The organism is Vibrio sagamiensis NBRC 104589, assembly GCF_007990935.1.
GTDB classification, from domain to species: Bacteria; Pseudomonadota; Gammaproteobacteria; order Enterobacterales; family Vibrionaceae; genus Vibrio; species Vibrio sagamiensis.
On the sequence record NZ_BJXJ01000001.1, the window covers coordinates 26,366 to 50,093 of the forward strand.

Here is a 23,728-nt window from a genome sequence, read left to right on the forward strand (position 1 = left end):
AGATCCAACCAACAGAAGGATAGATCGCCATGTCTGACATGAAGCATGACGTAGATGCACTGGAAACTCAAGATTGGCTTCAAGCCCTTGAGTCAGTTGTTCGTGAAGAAGGTGTAGAACGTGCACAGTTTCTATTAGAAACCGTTCTAGAAAAAGCACGTCTAGACGGCGTTGATATGCCAACAGGTATCAACACAAACTACATCAACACAATTCCAGCTGCACAAGAACCAGCTTACCCTGGTGATGTAACTCTTGAGCGTCGTATTCGTTCGATTATTCGCTGGAACGCAATCATGATCGTATTGCGTGCTTCTAAGAAAGACCTAGACCTTGGTGGTCATATGGCTTCTTATCAGTCAGCAGCAGCTTTCTATGAAGTTTGTTTTAACCACTTCTTCCGTGCTCCAAACGAGAAGGATGGTGGTGATCTTGTTTACTACCAAGGTCATATCTCGCCAGGTATCTACGCTCGTGCATTCGTTGAAGGTCGTCTAACTGAAGATCAGCTAGACAACTTCCGTCAAGAAGTAGACGGTAAAGGTATCCCATCATACCCACATCCTAAATTGATGCCTGAGTTCTGGCAATTCCCAACAGTATCTATGGGTCTTGGCCCAATTTCTGCTATCTACCAAGCTCGTTTCCTTAAATACCTAGACGGTCGTGGTCTAAAAGACACGTCTGCACAGCGTGTATACGCGTTCCTAGGTGACGGTGAGATGGATGAGCCAGAATCACGTGGTTCACTGTCTTTCGCTGCACGTGAGAAACTAGACAACCTAACATTCCTAATCAACTGTAACCTACAGCGTCTAGACGGCCCTGTAATGGGTAACGGAAGCATCATCCAAGAACTAGAAGGCCTATTCAAAGGTGCTGGTTGGAACGTTGTTAAAGTTATTTGGGGTAGCAACTGGGATGCTCTACTTGCTAAAGATACAACAGGTAAGCTTCTACAGCTGATGAACGAAACGGTAGATGGTGACTACCAAACATTTAAATCTAAAGATGGTGCTTACGTACGTGAACACTTCTTTGGTAAGTACCCAGAGACAGCTGCACTAGTTGCAGACATGACTGACGATGAAATCTTCGCACTTAAGCGCGGTGGTCACGAGTCTTCTAAACTGTACGCAGCTTACAAAAACGCAGCAGAAACTAAAGGTCGCCCAACAGTAATCTTAGCGAAGACTGTTAAAGGTTACGGCATGGGTGAAGCAGCTGAAGGTAAGAACATCGCGCACCAAGTTAAGAAGATGGACATGACTCACGTACTACACCTACGTGATCGCCTAGGTCTTCAAGACATCCTAACTGACGAAGCAGTGAAAGAACTTCCATACCTGAAACTTGAAGAAGGTTCAGCGGAATACGAATACCTACACGCTCGTCGTAAAGAACTAAAAGGTTACACACCACAGCGTCTACCTAAGTTCACTCAAGAATTCAAAACACCTGAGCTAGAAGAGTTCGCTCCGCTACTAAGCGAGCAGAAGCGTGATATCTCTACAACAATGGCTTACGTTCGTACTCTTAATATCCTGCTTAAGAACAAGAACATTGGTAAGAACATCGTTCCTATCATCTGTGACGAAGCTCGTACGTTCGGTATGGAAGGTCTGTTCCGTCAGATTGGTATCTACAACCCGCAGGGTCAGAACTACACACCTCAAGATCGCGATATCGTTTCTTACTACAAAGAAGCAACTTCAGGTCAGGTTCTACAAGAAGGTATCAACGAACTAGGTTCAATGGCATCTTGGGTTGCTGCTGCGACTTCTTACAGCACAAACGATCTGCCAATGATTCCGTTTTACATCTACTACTCAATGTTTGGTTTCCAACGTGTAGGTGATATGGCGTGGATGGCTGGTGACCAACAAGCTCGTGGTTTCTTACTAGGTGCTACTGCTGGTCGTACAACGCTAAACGGTGAAGGTTTACAGCACGAAGACGGCCACTCGCACATCATGGCGAATACCGTTCCTAACTGTATCTCTTACGATCCAACATTCGCTTACGAAGTTGCAGTAATCATGCAAGATGGTATCCGTCGTATGTACGGTGAGAACCAAGAGAACGTGTTCTACTACCTAACTGTAATGAACGAAAACTACGCAATGCCAGCAATGCCAGAAGGCGCTGAAGAAGGCATCCGTAAGGGTATCTACAAGCTTGAGTCTTACGCAGGTGATAAGTCTAAAGTTCAGCTAATGGGCTCTGGTACTATCATGAACGAAGTACGTAAAGCAGCGACTATCCTAAGCGAAGAGTACGGCATCGCATCTGACGTGTTCTCTGTAACATCGTTCAACGAGCTAACTCGTGACGGTCAAGACGTAGAGCGTTACAACATGCTTCACCCAGAAGCAGAAGCGAAAGTACCTTACATTGCACAAGTAATGGGTACTGAGCCAGCAATCGCAGCGACTGACTACATGAAGAACTACTCTGAGCAAGTTCGTGCGTTCATGCCTTCTGAGTCTTACAAAGTACTGGGCACTGATGGTTACGGCCGTTCTGACAGCCGTGAGAACCTACGTCGTCACTTCGAAGTTAACGCAGGCTACGTAGTAGTTGCAGCTCTTACTGAGCTAGCGAAACGTGGTGATGTTGAGAAGTCAGTAGTCGTTGAAGCGATTGCTAAGTTCAACATCGACACTGAAAAAACTAACCCACAATACGCTTAATACAGCGCTTAACTAGAAGGTAAATAAGCAATGGCAATCGAAATTAATGTACCTGACATCGGTGCGGATGAGGTTGAAGTTACTGAGATTCTTGTAAGCGTTGGCGACAAGGTTGAAGAAGAGCAGTCTCTGATCACTGTTGAAGGCGACAAAGCTTCTATGGAAGTTCCAGCGTCTCAAGCAGGTATTGTTAAAGAAATCAAAGTAGCGGAAGGTGATTCTGTTACTACTGGTTCTCTTATCATGATTTTCGAAGCCGAGGGTGCAGCAGCTGCTGCACCTGCTCCTGCAGTAGAAGCGGCTCCAGCAGCAGCTCCAGCTCCAGCAGCAGCGGCAGCAGAACTTAAAGAAGTTCACGTTCCTGATATCGGTGGCGACGAAGTAGAAGTTACTGAAATCATGGTTGCAGTTGGCGACAGCATCGAAGAAGAGCAATCTCTTCTGACGGTTGAAGGCGACAAAGCATCAATGGAAGTTCCAGCGCCATTCGCTGGTACGCTAAAAGAGATCAAAGTTGCTGCTGGCGATAAAGTAACAACTGGTTCTCTAATCATGGTTTTCTCTGTAGGTGGTAGCGAAACTGCTGGTTCAGGCGCAGCAGCGGCTCCTGCTGCAGTAGAGGCTCCAGCGGCACCTGCGGCGGCTCCAGCTGAGAAAGAAGTAAACGTTCCAGATATCGGCGGTGACGAAGTTGAAGTTACTGAAGTAATGGTAGCGGTTGGCGACACAGTAGAAGAAGAGCAATCTCTAATCACTGTTGAAGGCGATAAAGCTTCTATGGAAGTTCCTGCACCATTCGCTGGTACGGTAAAAGAAATCAAGATTGCAGCGGGCGATAAAGTAACGACTGGCTCTCTAATCATGACCTTCGTTGTTGAAGGCGCGGCTCCAGCTCCTGTAGCGGCACCTGCACAAGCAGCAGCTCCAGCGGTAGCTCCTAAAGCTGAAGCTCCAGCGGCGGCAGCTCCTGCAGCGACTGGTGATTTCCAAGAGAACAACGACTACGCACACGCATCTCCAGTTGTTCGTCGTCTTGCTCGTGAATTCGGCGTTAACCTATCTAAGGTTAAAGGTACTGGTCGTAAGAGCCGTATCCTAAAAGAAGACGTTCAAGCTTACGTTAAAGATGCACTTAAGCGTCTTGAATCTGGCGTAGGTGCAGCAGCATCTGGCAAAGGCGACGGCGCAGCGCTTGGTCTACTACCTTGGCCAAAAGTTGACTTCAGCAAGTTCGGCGAAACTGAAGTTCAGAAGCTTTCTAAGATCAAGAAGATCTCTGGTGCAAACCTACATCGTAACTGGGTAATGATTCCTCACGTTACACAGTGGGACAACGCTGACATCACTGAGCTAGAAGCATTCCGTAAAGAGCAGAACGCAATCGAAGCGAAGAAAGACACTGGAATGAAGATCACTCCTCTTGTGTTCATCATGAAAGCGGTTGCTAAAGCACTTGAAGCGTTCCCAGCGTTTAACTCTTCACTTTCTGAAGATGGCGAAAGCATCATTCTTAAGAAGTACGTAAACGTAGGTATTGCAGTAGATACGCCAAACGGTCTTGTTGTTCCTGTATTTAAAGACGTGAACAAGAAAGGCATCTATGAGCTATCTGAAGAGCTAATGGCAGTTTCTAAGAAAGCACGTGCTGGCAAGCTCACTGCGGCTGATATGCAAGGCGGTTGTTTCACAATCTCTAGCCTTGGTGGTATTGGCGGTACAGCGTTTACGCCAATCGTAAACGCACCTGAAGTGGGCATCCTTGGTGTGTCTAAGTCTGAAATGAAACCTGTATGGAATGGTAAAGAATTTGAACCTCGCTTACAGCTTCCACTGTCTCTATCATACGACCACCGTGTGATCGATGGTGCTGAAGGTGCGCGTTTCATTACTTTCCTAAACGGCGCACTATCAGACATTCGTCGTCTTGTTCTTTAATTAAGAATAAAGATTCAGAGGCGGCAACTAAGCCGCCTCTGTTACTAGAATTACCGAATGGTTTGGTGGGGAAGCAGACGCTTTCGATGCCGAACTGTTGTCTAGCTCACAGGCTAAATTGATTTACTTTTCATGCCATTAACATCTCTGTAAACTGATGCGGTCTGAAAATAACGGTTTAAAACAAAACAGACGTTAATTATATAAATCAATACTTACTCAGCCTGTTAGGGATAATGACTACAAGAGGTCACAATGAGCAAAGAAATTAAAGCCCAAGTTGTTGTACTTGGTTCTGGTCCTGCTGGTTACTCTGCAGCATTCCGATGTGCAGATTTAGGTCTTGAAACAGTACTTATCGAGCGTTACAGCTCTTTAGGTGGTGTATGTTTGAACGTGGGTTGTATCCCATCAAAAGCACTATTACACGTTTCAAAAGTAATTGAAGAAGCGAAAGCAATGGCTGAGCACGGCGTTGTTTTCGGTGAGCCGCAAACTGACATCAACAAGATTCGTATCTGGAAAGACAAAGTTGTTACCCAATTGACTGGTGGTCTTGGTGGTATGGCTAAGATGCGTAATGTGACTGTCGTTAATGGCTACGGTAAGTTCACAGGTCCTAACTCGATCCTTGTAGAAGGTGAGGGTGAAGCAACGACTGTAAACTTTGACAATGCAATCGTAGCGGCAGGTTCTCGCCCTATTAAACTGCCATTCATCCCACATGAAGACCCACGAATTTGGGATTCTACAGATGCACTTGAGCTGAAAGAAGTTCCTGAAAAACTTCTGATCATGGGTGGTGGTATCATCGGTCTAGAAATGGGCACAGTTTACCAATCTCTAGGTTCTAAAGTTGATGTTGTTGAGATGTTCGATCAGGTTATTCCTGCAGCGGATAAAGACATCGTTAAGGTTTACACTAAACGTGTTAAAGACAAATTCAACTTGATGCTAGAAACGAAAGTAACGGCAGTTGAAGCGAAAGAAGACGGTATCTACGTTTCAATGGAAGGTAAAAAAGCACCAGCAGATGCTGAGCGCTATGATGCGGTTCTTGTTGCTATCGGCCGTGTACCAAACGGTGCACTTATCGATGCTGAAAAAGCGGGAATTGAAGTGGATGAGCGCGGCTTTATCAACGTTGATAAGCAAATGCGTACGAACGTTCCTCATATCCATGCAATTGGTGACGTAGTTGGTCAACCAATGCTAGCTCACAAAGGTGTGCATGAAGGTCACGTGGCAGCAGAAGTTATTTCTGGTAAGAAACACTACTTCGATCCTAAAGTTATTCCTTCAATTGCTTACACTGAGCCAGAAGTGGCATGGGTTGGTAAGACTGAGAAAGAAGCGAAGGCAGAAGGCATTAACTACGAAGTTGCGACATTCCCATGGGCAGCTTCAGGTCGTGCGATTGCATCTGATTGTTCAGATGGTATGACTAAGCTGATCTTTGATAAAGAATCTCATCGTGTAATCGGTGGTGCTGTTGTTGGTACTAACGGTGGTGAATTGCTTGGTGAAATCGGCCTAGCTATCGAGATGGGTTGTGATGCTGAAGATATCGCGCTAACGATTCATGCTCACCCAACTCTACATGAGTCTGTGGGTCTAGCTGCTGAAGTATTTGAAGGTTCAATCACTGACCTGCCAAACAAAAAAGCAGTAAAAAAGAAAAAGTAATTTTTAAAAACGCTATAAAAAAACGCTGACTTTTGTCGGCGTTTTTTATGTTCGTAAAAAGCCCGCTAGTATAGCGGGCTTTATGCTGATTAATTAAAAAATTGAATTAATCACAGTTGTAGATACACAGCATCTCTAAGTATGAATTTACTAAATGAGACAACTCTGCTTCGTTTTTAGAGCGGTTTGCTTGAACAAAAATTGAGTAGCAAATTCCATGGAATAAGTTACCCAGAACTTCAGGCTCAAACTGCTCACGTACTTGGCCACGTTCAATAGCCTTGATGAACATATTTTGTACTAACAATTGGTTAGTTCGGTTTGTCGTCACAAACAATGGCCATACCTCATCACGAGTTGAAGCGCTCCATTCAAACCAAACTTTTAGCCAGTAACAATTTTGACTGACGAGTTCAATCATCGCGTTAGTAATGTTAGCGATGTTTTCGCGAGCATGAATATCTAAATCAATATTATCAGATAAGAAGTTTGAAAATTGGCGTACAACATGATTCAACACTTCATCAACCAGATCTTCGCGAGTTGGAAAATAATTAAAAACAGTTGCAACAGAAACTTGTGCTATTTCTGCAATATCAGCGTGACCGCCACGACCGATACCGCGACGGGCAAACACTTCTAGTGCGATTTCCATCAGCTGCTGTTTACGTTTTAGAGGAGAAAGCCTTGTTCGAGGTCTCTTAGCTATTGAGTCCATAGTTATATTCCTTGCCATTTGAGTTGATATTATTGGGGTATATCCCCTAATTAATTATTTTAATAATTGCTTTTAAGCGTCTATGAGTGTAATGGTGCATATGGCTCAGGTCAATATGTGATGTGCGTTTTGTAGACAAAAATGTTACAACTAATGACCAATTCAACTATGAAACTTTTAAAAATAAGACATACATCAAAATAATGAATGATTTAATGTGAAACTTCTCAGTTGAAAGAGGGGGTGTTACACTTATTGGCAGAAATAGGGTGCTCGCTTGCGTACGATCAACCTCAACCTCTAAAGAAAATTGAGTAAAGTATGAAACATACAATAGAAGTAATGATTTCTGAGCAAGAAGTTCATGATCGAATCTGTGAATTAGGTAAGCAAATTACGGAACACTACAAAGGCAGCGAAGACCTAGTTTTAGTTGGTTTGCTGCGTGGCTCATTTGTATTTATGGCTGATTTAGCTCGTGCAATTCAATTGACTCATCAGGTAGATTTTATGACGGCTTCTAGCTATGGCAATACAATGGAAAGCTCACGAGATGTACGGATTTTAAAAGATCTTGATGATGATATTAAAGGAAAGGATGTATTGATTATTGAAGATATTATTGATACTGGTAATACATTAAATAAGATCCGTGAAATCCTGTCTTTACGTGAACCCAAATCTATTGCTATCTGCACTCTGCTTGATAAGCCATCTCGCCGTGAAATTGAAGTACCCATTGATTGGGTTGGGTTCTCTATCCCAGATGAATTTGTTGTGGGAGTCGGTATTGATTATGCACAGAAATATCGTCATTTACCCTTTATTGGCAAAGTGGTACCTCAAGAGTAATTAGTATTCCTTTGAATAAAAAAACGCCCATTAACTTGTAATGAGCGTTTTTTTATCTAGTCAGGGTTATCCTTTTAGTTCAGCGGCAAAGTAATTTATTTTCTGAATTTAGGATTGTTGAGAGTGCTTTTTGGTAAGAAGCTTCGACGGTTTCTTTTGAGTTTGAACGAATACCTAGATATTCTAATTTACCATCTTCAATGCCGTATACAACACCATGAATTTCTACATCTTGTCCTCTTTCCCAAGCATTCTGCATGATAGTAGAATTACCTAAGTTATAGACCTGCTCAGCAACATTTATTTCGCCAAGCTTATCAGCCTTATCTATTTCTGGGAGTTGGTCTAGATAGTCACGGTGTTTAAAGTACAAATCGCGAATATGGAGTAACCAGTTATTGATTAACCCAAGCTGTGGATTATCAATAGCCGCTTTTACCCCTCCACAACCATAATGACCACAAACAATAATATGTTTTACCTTGAGAACATCAACAGCATATTGGACGACTGATAAACAGTTTAAATCGGTATGAATGACTTGGTTGGCAACATTACGGTGAACGAATAGCTCACCAGAATATAAGCCTGTCAATCGTTCCGCCGGAACTCGACTATCAGAGCAACCAATCCAAAGAAAGTCCGGCTTTTGGCCTTCGGCAAGTTTTGCAAAGTATTCAGGGCGATCAGATTTGATTTCTTCTGACCATTTTGAGTTATTTTCGAATAATTGTTTCATTTCTGGCATCTGAAACTCACTTCCCTAGTCATAAAAAGAATGTTACTGAATAGATCACAAGGTTTTTATAGATAGTGTGATCTCTAAGTCTTTTACCCAAGCATCTGAGGCTACTCGGTTATAACTATACACAATGTTACAATTTCAATCCTGTTAAATATTCACCTAACATGACTCATCTGACGAGTTCTAGCGCTGAAATTCATAGATTATGCAGTCATTATTCAACTTGTAGATAATCACTTTCTGTTATCTGTGTTTTTTTTTCGGTGTTGATTGAAATATTTGTTAGATTAAAAGTATTTTTTGTTTAAATGCAGGAAGCAGAGTTAATGTTTGGTCACCGATTTAAGGATATCGACTTAAGAGGAGATGCTTTCGGAGGCGTCACCACCGCTATCATATCACTGCCTTTAGCGTTAGCATTTGGCGTTGCTTCAGGAGCTGGAGCTGAAGCAGGGTTATGGGGGGCGATCATGGTCGGGTTATTCGCTTCACTATTTGGTGGCTCCAATACCCTTATTTCTGAGCCGACTGGCCCGATGACAGTCATTATGACAGCAGTATTGACCAGTATGATGGCCAAATACCCGGAAACCGGGATGGCGATGACATTTACAGTCGTGATGATGGCTGGTGCATTTCAAGTATTGCTTGGTACACTTAAGTTGGGTAAATATATTACCCTTATGCCCTACAGCGTTATCTCAGGTTTTATGTCTGGCATTGGCGTTATTTTGATCATCTTGCAGCTCTCTCCTCTGCTGGGGTACCCAGCGCCTTTAGGTGGAGTCACTGGAACGTTATCAGCATTGCCAGAGACCATTTCAAATCTTAAGTTCAGTGAATTATTCCTAGGGCTACTCACATTAGTGATCTTATTTTTTTTCCCAAGGCAGTACCGTAGATACGTTCCAGCACAATTAGTTGCATTAGTCATTGTCACGGTTTTGTCGGTGATGTTTTTTGATGTTGATGATATACGCCGGATCGGTGAGATTCCAGCAGGCTTGCCTTCATTAGTGGTTCCTCATGTCGAGCCAGCTATATTCATGGAAATGGTGATCGATGCACTTGTGCTGGGAACCTTAGGTTGTATTGATACCTTGTTAACTGCGGTTATTGGCGACTCGCTGACACGCAAGGAGCATAACTCAGATAAAGAATTACGTGGTCAGGGTTTTGCAAACATGATTTCTGGTGTGTTTGGTGCACTTCCTGGTGCTGGTGCAACTATGGGAACGGTCACCAATATTCAAGTGGGGGCACGTTCCCCATTATCTGGAGTTATTCGTGCCTTAATCTTAGCGTTCGTGGTGTTAGTAGCAAGTGGATTAACGGCTCCGATTCCGATGGCTGTACTGGCAGGAATTGCTGTCTACGTTGGAGTGAATATTCTTGACTGGAGTTTTATTCAGCGAGTACATAAAGTGAGCTTTCCTGGTATGGCGGTGATGTATGGGGTGATGTTGCTGACCGTATTTGTTGACTTGATTGTTGCCGTCGGACTCGGTGTATTTATTTCAAACATTATTATTATTGAACGGTTGAGTCGTGAGCAAGCACGACAAGTAAAAGCGATCAGTGATGCTGATGAAGATGATGTACCGCTCACTGATAGTGAAAAGAATCTGCTTGATCGAGCTAATGGAAAAGTCCTCTTTTTCTATTTATCTGGCCCTATGATCTTCAGTGTCTCGAAAGCGATTTCTCGTCAGCACTCTAGTATCAGAGATTATGAAGCGATGATCCTTGATCTCAGCGATGTCCCCATGATCGATGTGACAGTCGGTCTTGCTCTTGAAAATGCTATTAAAGATGCACTCGAAGCGCAATGTTCGGTGTATTTGTTGTGCCCCAATGAACGGACTCGTGAGCAATTAGAGAAATTTCATGTGCTTGATTTAGTTCCAGATGAAAATAGCTTCAAATTCCGTTATGAAGCTTTAAATGCAGCGATTAAGCAAGTAGAACAAGATGACTCTCTTGTTTTATTAACAACGTAACCTCTATTCGCTTATCTGACATCCTGCGAATATACCCAAATATCCTGGGATCAATTGGGTAGAGAATTTATCTAGTTTAATCACCCTACCTTTCGTTCTTGAAGGATCATTAGTCTCCAAGATTAGACGCTTTGAAACTCTGTAAATTATAGGTTTGTTTTAATCGTCATTTGACGATAAACTCACTGGGAAATTGATAACCCATTAAGAGTAAAAGATGAATGGGTTTAAATGATTAACTCACAGATGGCAGTGATGAAATGACATATGCATTAGAAATAGAACAACTGCGTAAGACATACGCTGGAGGTTTTGAAGCGCTAAAAGGGATGAGTTTAACCGTCGAAAAAGGGGACTTTTACGCACTATTAGGGCCTAATGGCGCAGGTAAATCGACGACGATAGGGATTATATCTTCCTTAGTGAATAAAACTTCAGGAAGCGTCAAAGTATTCGGCTATGACATGGATACACACCTTGAGTTGGCGAAACAAAACTTGGGCTTAGTGCCGCAAGAATTTAATTTCAACCAGTTTGAGACGGTTGAGCAGATTGTTATTCAACAGGCCGGCTATTATGGTGTTTCTAAGGCTTTAGCCAAGCAGCGAGCTGAAAAGTACCTGACTAAGCTTGACCTTTGGGAGAAGCGTAAAGAGCGTGCGCGTAATTTATCGGGAGGCATGAAACGCCGCTTGATGATTGCTCGAGCATTAATGCATGAGCCGCAGTTACTGATCTTAGATGAACCGACAGCGGGTGTTGATATTGAGTTGCGCCGTTCGATGTGGGACTTCCTGAAGGAGATCAATCAAGAACAAGGCATTACGATTATTTTGACGACCCATTATCTTGAAGAGGCGGAGATGCTTTGTCGTCATATTGGTATCATTAACAAAGGTGAGTTGATTGAAAATACCACGATGAAAGCCTTGCTTAACCAATTACACGTTGAAACTTTCATTTTAGATTTTGAATATCAGGGTACTTTGCCTCAATTAGCCGATGTGAACAAACAAACGCTGGTGAATGGTTCATTAGAAATTGAAATCGAAAAAAGCCAAGGGCTGAATAGTGTGTTTAATCAGTTGTCTGATTGTGGTGTGAAGGTCACATCGATGCGCAATAAAGCCAATCGACTAGAAGAGTTGTTTGTCAGTATCGTTCGAGGAGGATCACAATAATGTACAAACTCTATTGGACGGCATTTTGTAGCCTATTAAGCAAAGAAATTAATCGTTTTACACGAATCTGGGTGCAAACACTGGTGCCACCAGCAATTACGATGACACTATATTTCATTATTTTTGGCAGTTTGATTGGCTCTCGTATCGGAGATATGGAGGGCTTTAGCTACATGGAGTACATCGTACCCGGTTTAATCATGATGTCAGTGATTACGAACTCCTACTCGAATGTCGCGTCTTCATTCTTTAGCTCTAAATTTCAACGGAACATTGAAGAGTTAATGGTTGCTCCAGTCCCTAGCTATGTCATTATTCTTGGCTTTGTGATGGGAGGCGTTGTGCGTGGTTTGTTAGTGGGCACTATAGTGACTGGCGTTTCTCTGTTTTTTGTGGAACTTAACGTGGATCACTGGGGGATCATCATTGCAACCGTCTTTATGACTTCCGTTGTGTTTTCACTAGGAGGTTTGATTAATGCTGTATATGCAAAAACATACGATGATATTTCGATTATCCCGACCTTTGTCTTGACTCCACTGACTTACCTTGGCGGTGTATTTTACTCTATAAGTCTTTTGCCTGAATTTTGGCAAGGTGTTTCGAAACTCAATCCAATTGTCTACATGGTTAACGCCTTCCGTTATGGCTTTTTAGGTGTATCTGATGTTGGCATTGTGACATCTTTTAGCGTATTGACCATTTTTGTCGTCGCGCTCTATGCTGTTGCTCATTTCTTAGTGACAAAAGGAATTGGCTTAAGAAGCTAAACTTAAAAAGGTATTTTACCTCGAGAGATAAAACTCTAACTATTTGGTTTGCTGTAAAAATAGTATCCGATCTTCTTATGCCACTTAGAGACATTGATAGGTATAGAGGCCGGTAACGCCAAATAGAAGTATAGAAAAGCCGGTGTCAGTGTTTGAGACCGGCTTTTGTTGTTTTGGTGATGAGTCTATTGATTGGGCGGTATGTGCTTTAAATCTCACTGTAACTCATTCATTATGATACTGACGAGGAAAACTAGCTTATTCAACGTTGGTTGAATTTACTTCGTCTGCTGATGCTTCTTCTTTGTTTTCTACTGCCATATCAAGTGTTTGATTATCAATCAGACGAACCTTGCCTAGGAAAGCAGACATAAGAATGACTGCCTGTGTCGTCTCGGTATTAATTTCTTGTAAGGTTCTTGCATCACGGATAAAAATCTCATCAGGGTGGAGGTCCGCAGCGCGCAGCTGATCGCTTGCATCCTCAATCACAGATGCGTAATCATCTCGACCACCTCGGATAGCGCTGCTAATCCAACGCATTGTACGTGCTAGAACTGGCGCACGTTGACGTTCATCGATGGTCAAGAGGCCGTTGCGAGAACTCATGGCAAGGCCATCCATTTCACGTACCGTAGGGACACCAATAATATCGATATCCATGGCGAGGTCGCTGACCATTTTTCTAATCACAGCAAGTTGCTGAAAGTCTTTTTCCCCAAAGCAGGCCACGTTAGGCTGGATGATATTAAATAACTTATTAACGACGGTAGTGACACCACGGAAATGACCAGGACGAGAGGCGCCCTCTAGCATAGTCGATAATTCAGGAACATCGACGTGGGTTTGCTTATCGAGTCCTTCCGGGTAGATAATGTCAGGTGTCGGTGTAAAAACGACGTCGACTTTTTCTCCAAGCAGTTTGTTTAAATCGTCTTCGAGAGTTCTTGGGTAGCTATTTAAATCATCGCTACGTTCGAATTGCATTGGGTTAACAAAGATGCTTACCACGACGATGTCGGCATATTCGCGCGCTTTACGTACTAAGGTTAGGTGCCCTTCATGTAGGTTGCCCATCGTAGGAACAAAAGCGATGTTACGCCCTTCACGTTTAAACGCTTTGATTTGTTCGCGAATTGCTGAGATAGCGGTAAAAGTTTGCATGCAAGAATCCTTTAGGCAATGGTGTGTTCAGCGTCAGGGAAAGCACCGTTCTCAACTTCAGTGATGTATCGAGCTACGGCTGTGCGAATATCACCAGTCTCTTGGAGGAAGTTTTTCGAGAATTTTGGCATGTAGTTAGCTGAAATTCCGAACATATCGTGCATAACAAGGATTTGACCATCAGTAGCATTACCAGCACCGATACCGATTACTGGTACATCAAGAACTTGGGTGATACGTGCTGCAAGATCGGCGGGCACACATTCAAGTAGCACAATTTGAGCTCCAGCTTCTTGAAGGGCGAGTGCATCTTTCACCATGCGATCGGCTTTTTCCTGATCGCGGCCTTGCACTTTGTAGCCCCCAAAGATGTTGACAGATTGCGGTGTTAGCCCTAAGTGTGCACATACAGGGACAGCACGTTCTGTCAGCATTTTAACGGTGTCAATTAGCCACTCACCACCTTCAATTTTTACCATATTTGCCCCAGAACGCATTAAGACTGCGGCATTTTCACAGGCTTGTTCGGGAGTAGTGAAACTCATAAAGGGCATATCAGCCATCAATAAACAGTTTGGACTGCCAGCACGCACGCAGCGTGTATGGTAAGCAATATCTTCAACCGTAACAGGCAATGTGTCTGGTTTGCCTTGTAACACCATACCTAGTGAGTCACCAACCAGCAGTACTGGCATTTCTTGGCTCTCGAAAAGTTGTGCAAAGCTTGCATCGTAGGCGGTTGACGTTGCAAATTTACGACCTTCTTGTTTCCATTTCATTAGATCGTTAATGGTGATTTTTTTCATGTTATTATCCTGCTAGGCGCTGGCTATGATGGCCAAATACTCAACCCGTTTTGATCCACTTGTGCTAATAATGATGAAAGTTCTGTTCCGTCAGGGAGACAGAGATTTGGGGCGATTTCTGCAAGAGGGTAAAGAACGAACTCTCGCTCTTTCATTCCATAATGAGGAATGGTTAATCTCGGAGAATCTATGGTTTGATTTCCGTAAAGAATGAGATCGAGATCCAAGGTTCTTGGCCCCCAGCGTTCCTCTTTACGAACCCGTCCTTGTTCCAGTTCAATCGCCTGAGTGCAATCAAGTAACTCTAATGGAGCTAAATCGGTTTTAATGGCAATGACCGCATTAACATAATCCGGTTGATCTGTCGGGCCCATTGGTGCGCTGCTATACAACGAAGAAGCCTGCAAAAACTCGGATCTTGGTAGCTTTTTTAGGGCTTCTATTGCTTGTTTTGCTTGGCTGACAGGATCAGCCAAATTGCTGCCTACCGCAATGTAAGCTGTTATCATGTTGTCGGTTTACTCTTTTTCTTACGAGAAGGTTTACGACGACGCTGGCCTGGTTTTGGTGCTTGACCGTCGACATCGTTAGCCATTGCTTGGCGCATTTCTCGCCCTGCATTCTGGAAAGTTTCCCACCACTTGGCAAGCTTCTGTGTTTCACCACCTTCAATTTCTCCACGCATTTCAAGAAAATCGAAGCCAGCTCTAAATTTATTGAGCTCCATAAGACGGAAAGCACGTTTGCCACTGCGGCGAGGAAGTCTAAGCTGAAGTTGCCAAATTTCTCGGATGGTGGCGGTATGACGGCGGGGAATTGCGATCGTCTTGACTTGGTCATCAAGAATGATATTACTCGCTTCCATAATTGCGTCGTAGTGGCTTAACTTACGCTGCTCCATAAGTTTATCTGCGAGCTCGCACAGCGGGTACCAAAGCATTGCTGCGAACATAAACGCTGGATTGATGCGCTTGCCGTCTTCGATACGCATATCAGTAGAATCTAAAACTAAGTCAAGCATTTGCTCAGTGTGAGATTCATAATCTTCCGTGAAATATTCAGAAATCGTAGGAAATAACTGTTGGAATAGATTGTATTCACGCATTAGGTGATAGGTTTCTAATCCATAACCTGATTGAAGTAATTTCAGGGATTCTTCAAACAATCGTGCAGATGGAATGTCACGTAATAGTGGCGCCATATACTCAATTGGTGCAGCGGTATCTTCTTCAATATCGAAATCAAGTTTTACCGCAAAACGGATCGCACGTAGCATGCGAACTGGGTCTTCACGATAACGAGTCTCAGGCTCACCGATCAGACGAACCAATCGTTCTTCAAGATCTTCCATGCCTCGAGCATAGTCATGAATCGAGTAATCAGCAATGTTGTAATACATTGAATTAATGGTGAAGTCGCGGCGTTCAGCGTCTTCATCAATGGTGCCATAAACGTTATCACGTAATAACATCCCTTCTTTTGATTGTTGAGAGACGTTTTTATTTTTTTGCTCTTGATGGTGACCACGGAAAGTGGCTACTTCAATAATGTCACGGCCAAACATAATATGAGCAAGGCGGAAACGTCGGCCAATCAAGCGGCAATTTCTGAACAATTGTTTGATTTGTTCAGGTGTCGCATTAGTAGCAATATCAAAGTCTTTTGGGTGTTGTCCCAGCAATAAGTCGCGAACGCCACCACCGACAAGGTAAGCTTCGAAACCAGCACCATTGAGTCGGTATAGCACCTTCAGGGCGTTATCACTGATCTGTTTGCGTGAAATATTGTGTTCTTCACGAGTAATGACATTGAGAGCGAGCTCTGGGATCATGGTCGATTCGCTTGGTGTATAGTCGTTTTTATTCATGTGCATCTGGCAGCCTCTGGTTTTCACCATGTCTGCTTTAGTTAGTCTCTATGCCTCAAGGGCGGATTTTTCGGCTAATGATAGCCTACACTGTGCCATTTGAGAATCATGTCGTGATTTCTAGCTCTAATGGTAGTTGATTTAAGTGCCAATTCTGACAACCCCATTCGAGGATATTACTTATTTTATCCGCTTGAATACTATCAGGTATTGTAAAACCTAAAAACATCATCGCCTTTAACAAAGTTGGCTTAGGGTTATCGACATCTATGGCCGTTGCATGGTTCTGTTTTGAAAGCTTGTTACCGTTTTTATCTATGGCCAATGGAAGATGTAAATAGCTTACTTCTGGCTGGTCAAGTAATCGATATAAATGAATTTGTCTGCCTGTAGGCTCGATGAGGTCTGCTCCACGAACAACTTCTGTAATCCCTTGGTCAATATCATCTAATACTACCGCAAGATTGTAGGCAAATAACCCATCACGACGTTTTATAATAAAATCTTCGTTGCTCAAGCTTTGTGGTAAAGCTACTTTTCCATGCTTGAGATCAAAAAACGTCATCACTGGTTGAGTCACTTTAAGGCGGATTGCGCCTTCTGTTAAACCTTTATTCTGACAGGTCCCAGGGTAAAATCCACCATGCTCTTTAACTTGCTTGCGTGTACACTGGCAGTAATAAGCGTCACCGTTAGCGAGCCACATATCTATTTGCTTTTGGTACAAATCATGACGGTCACTTTGGTAAATTACATCACCATCCCAGTGCAATTGATAAGCTTGCAAGGTTTGTAAAATTGCTTGTTTGGCACCAGCAACTTCTCTTGGTGGGTCAAGATCTTCAACTCTAACTAACCATATACCTTGGTTCGCTTTAGCTTGGAAGTAGCTACCTAAAGCTGCAACAAGAGAACCAAAGTGTAATGGACCAGAAGGTGATGGGGCGAATCGTCCCACGTAGCGTGTCATGTTTATATCTCGAAGTTATTAGCAAACCACAAATAAAAAGGGAGCCGTCGCTCCCTAACAAAACAGCCTACTGGGCGATTAGCCTTGCATCTGTTTTTCTTTTATTTCAGCCAGTGTTTTACAGTCAATGCAGAGGTCAGCAGTTGGCCTTGCTTCTAAACGACGTACACCGATTTCGACGCCACAAGACTCACAGAAACCAAAGTCATCTTCAGTAATTTTATCGAGTGTCTTTTCTATCTTTTTAATTAGGCGGCGTTCACGATCACGGTTGCGTAGTTCTAGACTGAACTCTTCTTCTTGAGAAGCACGATCAACAGGGTCAGGAAAGTTTGCAGCTTCATCCTGCATATGGTGCACGGTACGATCAACTTCTTCCCTAAGCTGGTTACGCCAAGCGGTTAGAATTTTTGTAAAGTGTTCAACTTGTTCTGGTGACATGTATTCTTCACCAGGCTTTTCCTGATATGGTTCCACACCAGCAATGGCAAGAATGCCAATCGTTTTTTTCTTTGTTTCTGGCATAAAGCATCTCCTACTTACACCTAGTCACTGCTCGGCAGTAAATTTAAGGCGGGTATCTATAGCAAAAAGAGGCGCTGGAAGCAATGAATGAATCACAAACTTATTGTCAATATGAAGAAAGCTTCATATTTCTCTATTATTGACAAATTTAATACCAGAGGTGAGTGTGATTTCAGCACTGTTTAACTCTGCTTTGTAGCAGAGGATCTCTACTCCCGCGTCTTGTGCTTGTTTTAATAACAATGAATATTTGGCATCTATATGGTGTGCTGCAGAGACTTTTTCAATACCTGAATGTAAAACAGCGAACAAAAGTATAGATCTATTTTCATTAAGGGCCATTTTTGTGAGTTCTCTTAGATGTTTTTGGCCACGAGTTGTGATCGTATCAGGAAAATATCCTTGACCCGATGTTGTATTTTCATCCAGCAAAGTGACGCTTTTCACCTCTACATAACAGCTTTTTTTATCGGGTGAGGTGAGTAAAATGTCAATTCTGCTATTTTCTTGGCCATATTTAACTTCAGTTTGAAGTTTGTCGTAACCTTGGAGCTCTGTGATTACGTTATTTTTTATAGCTTCAACAACTAGTTGATTTGCTCGTGCAGTGTTGACGCATATCTTATGACCCTGACCCGTCTCACTGAGTTCCCAACTGTTTGGATATTTTCTTTTAGGATTATCTGAAGTTGAAAACCATACGATATCACCTGGCGTTGCGCAGCCAGTCATTGCTCCAGTATTGGCGCAGTGAATGGTACGGATCTCACCATCATTAAGTTTAATGTCTGCTAGGAAGCGTTTATAACGTTTGAGTAGTGTGGCTGACTTTAATGTAGGGATAAAATGCATTTGTTGATTTAGACCATTTGGTTTTTATGTACAATGTTGGCTTGATTACAACATAAGGAATGTTCTTTGTCACAATTGCCGATTGAGGCCGTGATGCCATCATTGCTCACCGCGGTCAAGCATCAACATCAAGTGATTCTAAAAGCTGCCCCAGGTGCAGGTAAGTCAACGTACTTCCCTTTGCAATTGCTTAAGAGCCAAGTGGTGACGGGTAAAATTATCATGTTGGAACCTCGACGTCTGGCTGCTCGAAATATTGCGCGTTATATCGCAAAGCAACTTGGTGAGTCGGTGGGGGAACGAGTCGGTTACCGTGTTCGTGGAGAAACTAAAGTCAGTGAAATCACTCAACTGGAGATCGTGACTGAAGGGATCATGACGCGCATGATTCAAGCTGATCCCGAGTTAAGCGGGGTTGATTTGCTGATCTTCGATGAGTTTCATGAACGCAGTTTGCACGCTGATACGGCGTTGGCTTTTAGCCTTGAAGTTCAGGAAGCACTGCGTGATAACCTTAAACTGGTTGTGATGTCGGCAACATTAGACCAAGAAGCCTTGCAAACACTATTGCCTGAGGCGACTTATATCGAGTCTGAAGGCCGCAGCTTTGACGTAGAAACACGTTATCTTCCCATGGGAAGGAACGAACAACTTGCCCCAGTAATGGCGAAAACCATCACTCACCTTCTTGAGCATGAATCTGGGTCTTTACTGGCTTTCTTACCCGGTATGGCTGCCATAAAACGTGTTGAGGAACTGCTCTCTAGTTTGTCTCCTGAAATTGAAGTGTTACCGCTTTATGGGCAATTGAGTGTTGAAGCTCAACAGAAAGCGATCAATCCGGTCCAAAAAGGCAAGCGTAAAGTGGTTTTGGCGACCAACATTGCTGAAACATCTCTGACCATAGAAGGGATTCGCTTGGTCGTTGACTCCGGTTTAGAGCGCGTCGCACGTTTTGATTTAAATAACGGGTCTACACGTTTAGAACAAGTGCGTATTGCACAGTCATCTGCAATTCAACGGGCCGGCCGAGCTGGACGTCTAGAAACGGGCGTTTGTGTGCGCCTCTATTCTGAAAGTCAGTTCAAACAGCAGCCCCTTGTTCCGCAACCAGAGATTTTACATTCTGATCTTGCTAGCTTGGTGATGGAATTATCTTATTGGGGGACAACCCATGCGTCGGATTTGTTGTGGTTAAACCCTCCGACACCAGCAGCTTTGAAACAAGCCCAACAGTTACTTATCTCTCTGGCTTTAATGACGCCACAAGGTCAATTAACACAACAAGGAAAAGCCGCGCACCAGTTAGGTGTTGAGCCTCGCTGTGCCGCCATGCTGATTCGAGCATCGGAACATAGCCAAACGATGCTCAATACCGCGTTGGCGGCTGTGGCGTTAATAGAAGAGCCTGAGCGCCATGTCACTCACTTAACAGATAGCCTGCACCATTGGAAAACTGGGGGGCATCCGAAAAGAACATTATTATTACAGCGGGCGAAAAGATTGGCTCAGAGCTTAAAACACGATTTTGATTTACAGGCCGTTGATGAGAGGTTACTTCCACTTGCGGTCAGCATTGCTTTTCCAGATAGAATTGGACAACAAAGACCGAATCAACCGGGGAGTTTTATCTTAGCCAACGGCCATGGAGCAGTATGCCAAGAAACTGATGTATTAGCGTCGAGTGAGCATCTGGTTGTGATTGACTTGATGCGTTCACACTCTAACGCAAGCCAAATACACTTAGCGTGTGAGTTAGAGATAGAGGATCTTAACCGGACATTTGGCGATGTATTTTCATCTCACGAGATCGTAGATTGGGATGAAAGCAAAGGCCGCTTGATTGCTGAGTGCCAGCTCAAAATTGGTCAACTTATCATTAAACGTGAAAAGTTGCCTCAGCCTAGCCAAGATAAAATGACTCAAGCCCTGCTCACTTTTGTTCGTCGTAAAGGCTTACAAAGTCTAAATTGGTCAGCATCAGCGCAAGCACTATTGGAAAGAATTCGCTGTGCGATAGAATGGCTGCCGGAGCAAGCTTGGCCAAGTTTTGATGATACGAGTTTGTTAGCAGAGTTGGAACAATGGCTAGAGCCTTATATGAGTGGTATATCATCGCTTAAACAATTGAACCAACTGAATTTAACCGAAGCGTTAAATGCTCGTTTAGGTTGGCCATTGAATCAACATCTTGATGAGTGGCTCCCTCAATATTATCTGTTGCCGACAGGAAACAAAAAAGCCATTCGTTATCAGTTTGGTGCCGATCCCATTTTATCGGTTCGCATGCAGGAAATGTTTGGTGAAAGTCATTCTCCTTTGATCGCTCAAGGTCGTAAACGTTTGGTGTTGGAGCTTCTTTCACCAGCACAACGTCCGCTTCAAGTGACCAGTGATCTCGCTACTTTTTGGGCCGGCAGTTATAAACAAGTGCAAAAAGAGATGAAAGGGCGATATCCTAAGCACCTTTGGCCTGATGATCCAGCAATGCACCGAGCAACAACAAAAACAAAAAGACAATTGAACAATGACTGATACGAAAAAGCCAACCTCTAAAAAAACGCCGGCGAAAAGAAGTAAGCCGAAACAATCTTCAAAGAGCACTAAAAGTGGTTCTAAGCGTCCGAAACGAGCAGCATCGAAAAAAAATAACCGCTCTTGGTGGAAAACCTTTTTATCATTTAGTTGGAAAGCTGGTTTAGCACTTGCCGCGGTACTTGTATTCGTCGGTGTTTATCTTGACGGAATTGTCAAAGATCGTTTTGATGGTCAATTATTTGATCTACCGACTGTGGTTTATGCACGAATTTTAGATCTAGAGCCAGGTAAGGCGATTTCGATCAAAGAAATGCGTAATGAACTGGATGTACTCAATTATCGAAAAGTCAGTCAGCCACGTTATCCGGGAGAATATTCTTCCTCTTCGACACGAATTGAATTAATTAGACGTCCTTTTGAGTTTGCTGATGGCCCAGAACCTGATCGTCATGTCATGCTGTACTTTTCAGATAGCGGTTTGAAGCGAATTCAATCTTTAGAATCAAAAGGCGATCTAGGGTATTTACGCATTGAACCAAAGATGTTGGGAATGCTTGAAAAAGATCAAAGTGAACAACGTTTGTTTTTACGCCGTGATCAATTTCCTGAAATTTTAGTTGATGCGCTTTTAGCAACAGAAGACCGTCACTTTTACCAACATGATGGTATTTCGCCTTTAGCAATAGGGCGGGCTCTTGTGGCTAATATTCGTGCTGGGAGAACTGTTCAAGGTGGTAGTACACTAACCCAGCAGCTAGCAAAAAACCTATTTTTGACTCGAGAGAAAACGATTTGGCGTAAGATCCGTGAAGCTTATATTGCTCTGATATTAGATTATCGTTACAGCAAAGATCGCATTTTGGAAGCCTACCTTAATGAGGTCTATTTAGGTCAAAGTGGTGGTGATGCGATTCATGGTTTTGCACTGGCATCGCGTTATTATTTTGGTCAACCAATACAAGAACTAAGAATTGATCAGTTAGCGATGTTAGTAGGGTTAGTCAAAGGACCTTCCTACTACAATCCTATACGCAAACCAGAACGAGCTAAAGAACGTCGTGACTTAGTTTTGCGATTACTTATGCAGCAAAATATGCTGACAGCGGCACAATATGAACAAGCAGTAGAACGCCCGCTAGATATTCAAAGTCACCCTAAAATCGCGAGTAGACAGCCTGCTTATTTTCAGCAATTAACTATAGAGCTGAAAGATAAGATGGGTGATAGCTTTAAAACTGATACAGGCTTACGCTTGTTCACCTCACTTGATCCGGTCTCTCAGGATACTCTAGAAAAAGCTATTGGTAAGAAGATTCCAGAACTGGCTAAACGTGCTGGCAAAGAATTGGAAGGTGCCGCTATTGCAGTCGATAGGCACAGTGGTGAAATTCGTGCCATGGTAGGAGGTAAACGTGTTGGTTATGAAGGCTTTAATCGAGCTCTGAACGCGAGTCGTCCGATTGGCTCTTTGGTCAAACCCGCGATTTATTTAACGGCACTGGAGAATCCAGAAAAGTATAATCTAGCTACAACTTTACATGATACTCCATTGAGTTTGAAAGGAAGCAATGGAACGGTTTGGTCACCACGCAACTTTGACCGTAAATTCCGTGGTGATGTGCCTTTGTATCTTGCTTTAGCAAAATCTTTAAATGTGCCTACTGTGCGATTAGGTATGGAATTAGGTATTCCAGCAGTTTCGGAAACTCTAGAACGTTTAGGTGTCGATAAAAAAGAGATTCGTCCTGTCCCATCGATGTTCTTAGGCTCTTTTTCTTTAACGCCATTTGAAGTTGCGCAGATGTATCAAACGTTAACGAATTCAGGTAAACAGGCGAAGTTATCAGCATTGCGTTCTGTTATTGATATGAATGGTGAAGTACGCTATCGCTCTATACTAAGATCTTCCCAAGCTGTCGACGAGCAAGCTGCATGGCTAACGACATATGCTATGAAACAAGGCGTGGCTGAAGGGACAGGACGTTTTCTGAAAAGTCAGTTTTCTTGGGCCAGTTTGGCAGGTAAAACTGGTACAAGCAATGATAGTCGAGACAGTTGGTTTGTCGGAGTCGATGGAAGAGAAGTTACTGCTATATGGGTAGGACGAGATGATAATCAACCAACCAAGCTTACTGGCGCAAGTGGTGCATTACGAGTGTATGCTCAATATTTGCAGCAACGTATTCCAGAAAGATTAGAGTTACCTTGGCCAAAGCAAGTAACTACATTAGGTTTTGAAAAAAACTCACAAGGTGCACTGACAGTCGATTGCAATAGTCAATACAAGCTCCCAGTTTGGGATAAGACAGGTCAAATAAGAAACGAATGTGAGAAGAAGAAAAATTGGTTGCAAAGCTTTTTTGACTGGTAGTGTCGAGTGAAGCTGATGACATACTAATAATAAGAATAAGCAAGGTTTGCTTAAT

The 23,728-nt window shown here is 43.1% G+C and carries 18 protein-coding genes; 9 read left to right on the forward strand and 9 right to left on the reverse strand.

Annotated elements, in window-relative coordinates:
* Positions 1-29 precede the first annotated feature (29 nt).
* The 3 genes from aceE to lpdA all read left to right on the forward strand — a co-directional run bounded on the left by aceE (position 30) and on the right by lpdA (position 6,314).
* Positions 30-2,693 carry a pyruvate dehydrogenase (acetyl-transferring), homodimeric type gene (gene aceE / locus VSA01S_RS00135; protein WP_039979376.1) on the forward strand — a complete coding sequence of 888 codons (2,664 nt, stop codon included), beginning with the start codon at positions 30-32 and terminating at the stop codon, positions 2,691-2,693.
* A 30-nt stretch (positions 2,694-2,723) separates the two neighbouring features.
* Positions 2,724-4,628 (forward strand): pyruvate dehydrogenase complex dihydrolipoyllysine-residue acetyltransferase, encoded by a 1,905-nt coding sequence (gene aceF, locus VSA01S_RS00140; RefSeq protein WP_039979375.1) that lies wholly within the window; start codon positions 2,724-2,726, stop codon positions 4,626-4,628.
* Positions 4,629-4,883: 255 nt separating this feature from the next.
* A complete protein-coding gene (gene lpdA / locus VSA01S_RS00145; RefSeq protein ID WP_021711288.1) occupies positions 4,884-6,314 on the forward strand; it encodes a dihydrolipoyl dehydrogenase in 1,431 nt (476 codons plus the stop codon).
* 106 nt (positions 6,315-6,420) lie between these two features.
* On the opposite strand, the gene VSA01S_RS00150 is transcribed toward lpdA, so the two are convergent.
* The gene (locus VSA01S_RS00150) at positions 6,421-7,032 is read right to left on the reverse strand and encodes a LuxR/HapR/OpaR family quorum-sensing transcriptional regulator (RefSeq protein WP_039979374.1); all 612 of its coding nucleotides are present in this window, start codon (positions 7,030-7,032) and stop codon (positions 6,421-6,423) included.
* 321 nt (positions 7,033-7,353) lie between these two features.
* Here VSA01S_RS00150 and hpt point away from each other — a divergent pair, with 321 nt between their 5' ends.
* The gene (gene hpt / locus VSA01S_RS00155) at positions 7,354-7,884 is read left to right on the forward strand and encodes a hypoxanthine phosphoribosyltransferase (protein WP_039979372.1); all 531 of its coding nucleotides are present in this window, start codon (positions 7,354-7,356) and stop codon (positions 7,882-7,884) included.
* 79 nt (positions 7,885-7,963) lie between these two features.
* Here the strand turns inward: hpt and can are convergent, their stop codons facing one another.
* Positions 7,964-8,632, reverse strand: coding sequence for a carbonate dehydratase (gene can / locus VSA01S_RS00160; protein WP_039979371.1), 669 nt, complete (start codon positions 8,630-8,632; stop codon positions 7,964-7,966).
* 323 nt (positions 8,633-8,955) lie between these two features.
* Here can and VSA01S_RS00165 point away from each other — a divergent pair, with 323 nt between their 5' ends.
* The 3 genes from VSA01S_RS00165 to VSA01S_RS00175 all read left to right on the forward strand — a co-directional run bounded on the left by VSA01S_RS00165 (position 8,956) and on the right by VSA01S_RS00175 (position 12,580).
* On the forward strand, positions 8,956-10,629 hold the full coding sequence (locus VSA01S_RS00165; RefSeq protein WP_039979370.1) for a SulP family inorganic anion transporter: 1,674 nt from the start codon (positions 8,956-8,958) through the stop codon (positions 10,627-10,629).
* Positions 10,630-10,889: 260 nt separating this feature from the next.
* On the forward strand, positions 10,890-11,810 hold the full coding sequence (locus VSA01S_RS00170) for an ABC transporter ATP-binding protein (protein ID WP_039979368.1): 921 nt from the start codon (positions 10,890-10,892) through the stop codon (positions 11,808-11,810).
* Positions 11,810-12,580, forward strand: a complete 771-nt coding sequence (locus tag VSA01S_RS00175; protein WP_039979367.1) for an ABC transporter permease — start codon at positions 11,810-11,812, stop codon at positions 12,578-12,580. Before VSA01S_RS00170 ends, VSA01S_RS00175 begins: the two co-directional genes overlap by 1 nt.
* Before the next feature lie 258 nt (positions 12,581-12,838).
* On the opposite strand, the gene panC is transcribed toward VSA01S_RS00175, so the two are convergent.
* From panC to sfsA, 7 genes are all read right to left on the reverse strand, one after another.
* The gene (panC, locus tag VSA01S_RS00180; RefSeq protein WP_039979366.1) at positions 12,839-13,744 is read right to left on the reverse strand and encodes a pantoate--beta-alanine ligase; all 906 of its coding nucleotides are present in this window, start codon (positions 13,742-13,744) and stop codon (positions 12,839-12,841) included.
* Between the two features lie 11 nt (positions 13,745-13,755).
* Positions 13,756-14,550, reverse strand: coding sequence for a 3-methyl-2-oxobutanoate hydroxymethyltransferase (gene panB / locus VSA01S_RS00185; RefSeq protein ID WP_039979365.1), 795 nt, complete (start codon positions 14,548-14,550; stop codon positions 13,756-13,758).
* A gap of 23 nt (positions 14,551-14,573) precedes the next feature.
* Positions 14,574-15,059 (reverse strand): 2-amino-4-hydroxy-6-hydroxymethyldihydropteridine diphosphokinase, encoded by a 486-nt coding sequence (gene folK, locus VSA01S_RS00190; protein ID WP_039979364.1) that lies wholly within the window; start codon positions 15,057-15,059, stop codon positions 14,574-14,576.
* Complete coding sequence (pcnB, locus tag VSA01S_RS00195) at positions 15,056-16,423, reverse strand: polynucleotide adenylyltransferase PcnB (RefSeq protein ID WP_039979405.1); 1,368 nt, start codon at positions 16,421-16,423, stop codon at positions 15,056-15,058. The genes folK and pcnB overlap by 4 nt, the downstream gene beginning before the upstream one ends.
* 100 nt (positions 16,424-16,523) lie before the next feature.
* Positions 16,524-17,387 carry a tRNA glutamyl-Q(34) synthetase GluQRS gene (gene gluQRS / locus VSA01S_RS00200; RefSeq protein WP_039979363.1) on the reverse strand — a complete coding sequence of 288 codons (864 nt, stop codon included), beginning with the start codon at positions 17,385-17,387 and terminating at the stop codon, positions 16,524-16,526.
* A 78-nt stretch (positions 17,388-17,465) separates the two neighbouring features.
* On the reverse strand, positions 17,466-17,912 hold the full coding sequence (gene dksA, locus VSA01S_RS00205; protein ID WP_039979362.1) for an RNA polymerase-binding protein DksA: 447 nt from the start codon (positions 17,910-17,912) through the stop codon (positions 17,466-17,468).
* A 123-nt stretch (positions 17,913-18,035) separates the two neighbouring features.
* Positions 18,036-18,764, reverse strand: a complete 729-nt coding sequence (sfsA, locus tag VSA01S_RS00210) for a DNA/RNA nuclease SfsA (protein WP_039979361.1) — start codon at positions 18,762-18,764, stop codon at positions 18,036-18,038.
* Positions 18,765-18,830: 66 nt separating this feature from the next.
* Here sfsA and hrpB point away from each other — a divergent pair, with 66 nt between their 5' ends.
* Together hrpB and mrcB are read left to right on the forward strand one after the other, a co-directional pair.
* Positions 18,831-21,299 carry an ATP-dependent helicase HrpB gene (gene hrpB, locus VSA01S_RS00215; RefSeq protein ID WP_039979360.1) on the forward strand — a complete coding sequence of 823 codons (2,469 nt, stop codon included), beginning with the start codon at positions 18,831-18,833 and terminating at the stop codon, positions 21,297-21,299.
* Complete coding sequence (mrcB, locus tag VSA01S_RS00220; protein ID WP_039979359.1) at positions 21,292-23,673, forward strand: penicillin-binding protein 1B; 2,382 nt, start codon at positions 21,292-21,294, stop codon at positions 23,671-23,673. Before hrpB ends, mrcB begins: the two co-directional genes overlap by 8 nt.
* The last annotated feature ends 55 nt before the right edge of the window (positions 23,674-23,728 follow it).

Coding starts and splice junctions, on each gene's coding strand:
- aceE (WP_039979376.1), top strand. CDS start 30: ATGTCTGACATGAAGCATGACGTAGATGCACTGGAAACTCAAGATTGG.
- aceF (WP_039979375.1), top strand. CDS start 2,724: ATGGCAATCGAAATTAATGTACCTGACATCGGTGCGGATGAGGTTGAA.
- lpdA (WP_021711288.1), top strand. CDS start 4,884: ATGAGCAAAGAAATTAAAGCCCAAGTTGTTGTACTTGGTTCTGGTCCT.
- VSA01S_RS00150 (WP_039979374.1), bottom strand. CDS start 7,032: ATGGACTCAATAGCTAAGAGACCTCGAACAAGGCTTTCTCCTCTAAAA.
- hpt (WP_039979372.1), top strand. CDS start 7,354: ATGAAACATACAATAGAAGTAATGATTTCTGAGCAAGAAGTTCATGAT.
- can (WP_039979371.1), bottom strand. CDS start 8,632: ATGCCAGAAATGAAACAATTATTCGAAAATAACTCAAAATGGTCAGAA.
- VSA01S_RS00165 (WP_039979370.1), top strand. CDS start 8,956: ATGTTTGGTCACCGATTTAAGGATATCGACTTAAGAGGAGATGCTTTC.
- VSA01S_RS00170 (WP_039979368.1), top strand. CDS start 10,890: ATGACATATGCATTAGAAATAGAACAACTGCGTAAGACATACGCTGGA.
- VSA01S_RS00175 (WP_039979367.1), top strand. CDS start 11,810: ATGTACAAACTCTATTGGACGGCATTTTGTAGCCTATTAAGCAAAGAA.
- panC (WP_039979366.1), bottom strand. CDS start 13,744: ATGCAAACTTTTACCGCTATCTCAGCAATTCGCGAACAAATCAAAGCG.
- panB (WP_039979365.1), bottom strand. CDS start 14,550: ATGAAAAAAATCACCATTAACGATCTAATGAAATGGAAACAAGAAGGT.
- folK (WP_039979364.1), bottom strand. CDS start 15,059: ATGATAACAGCTTACATTGCGGTAGGCAGCAATTTGGCTGATCCTGTC.
- pcnB (WP_039979405.1), bottom strand. CDS start 16,423: ATGCACATGAATAAAAACGACTATACACCAAGCGAATCGACCATGATC.
- gluQRS (WP_039979363.1), bottom strand. CDS start 17,387: ATGACACGCTACGTGGGACGATTCGCCCCATCACCTTCTGGTCCATTA.
- dksA (WP_039979362.1), bottom strand. CDS start 17,912: ATGCCAGAAACAAAGAAAAAAACGATTGGCATTCTTGCCATTGCTGGT.
- sfsA (WP_039979361.1), bottom strand. CDS start 18,764: ATGCATTTTATCCCTACATTAAAGTCAGCCACACTACTCAAACGTTAT.
- mrcB (WP_039979359.1), top strand. CDS start 21,292: ATGACTGATACGAAAAAGCCAACCTCTAAAAAAACGCCGGCGAAAAGA.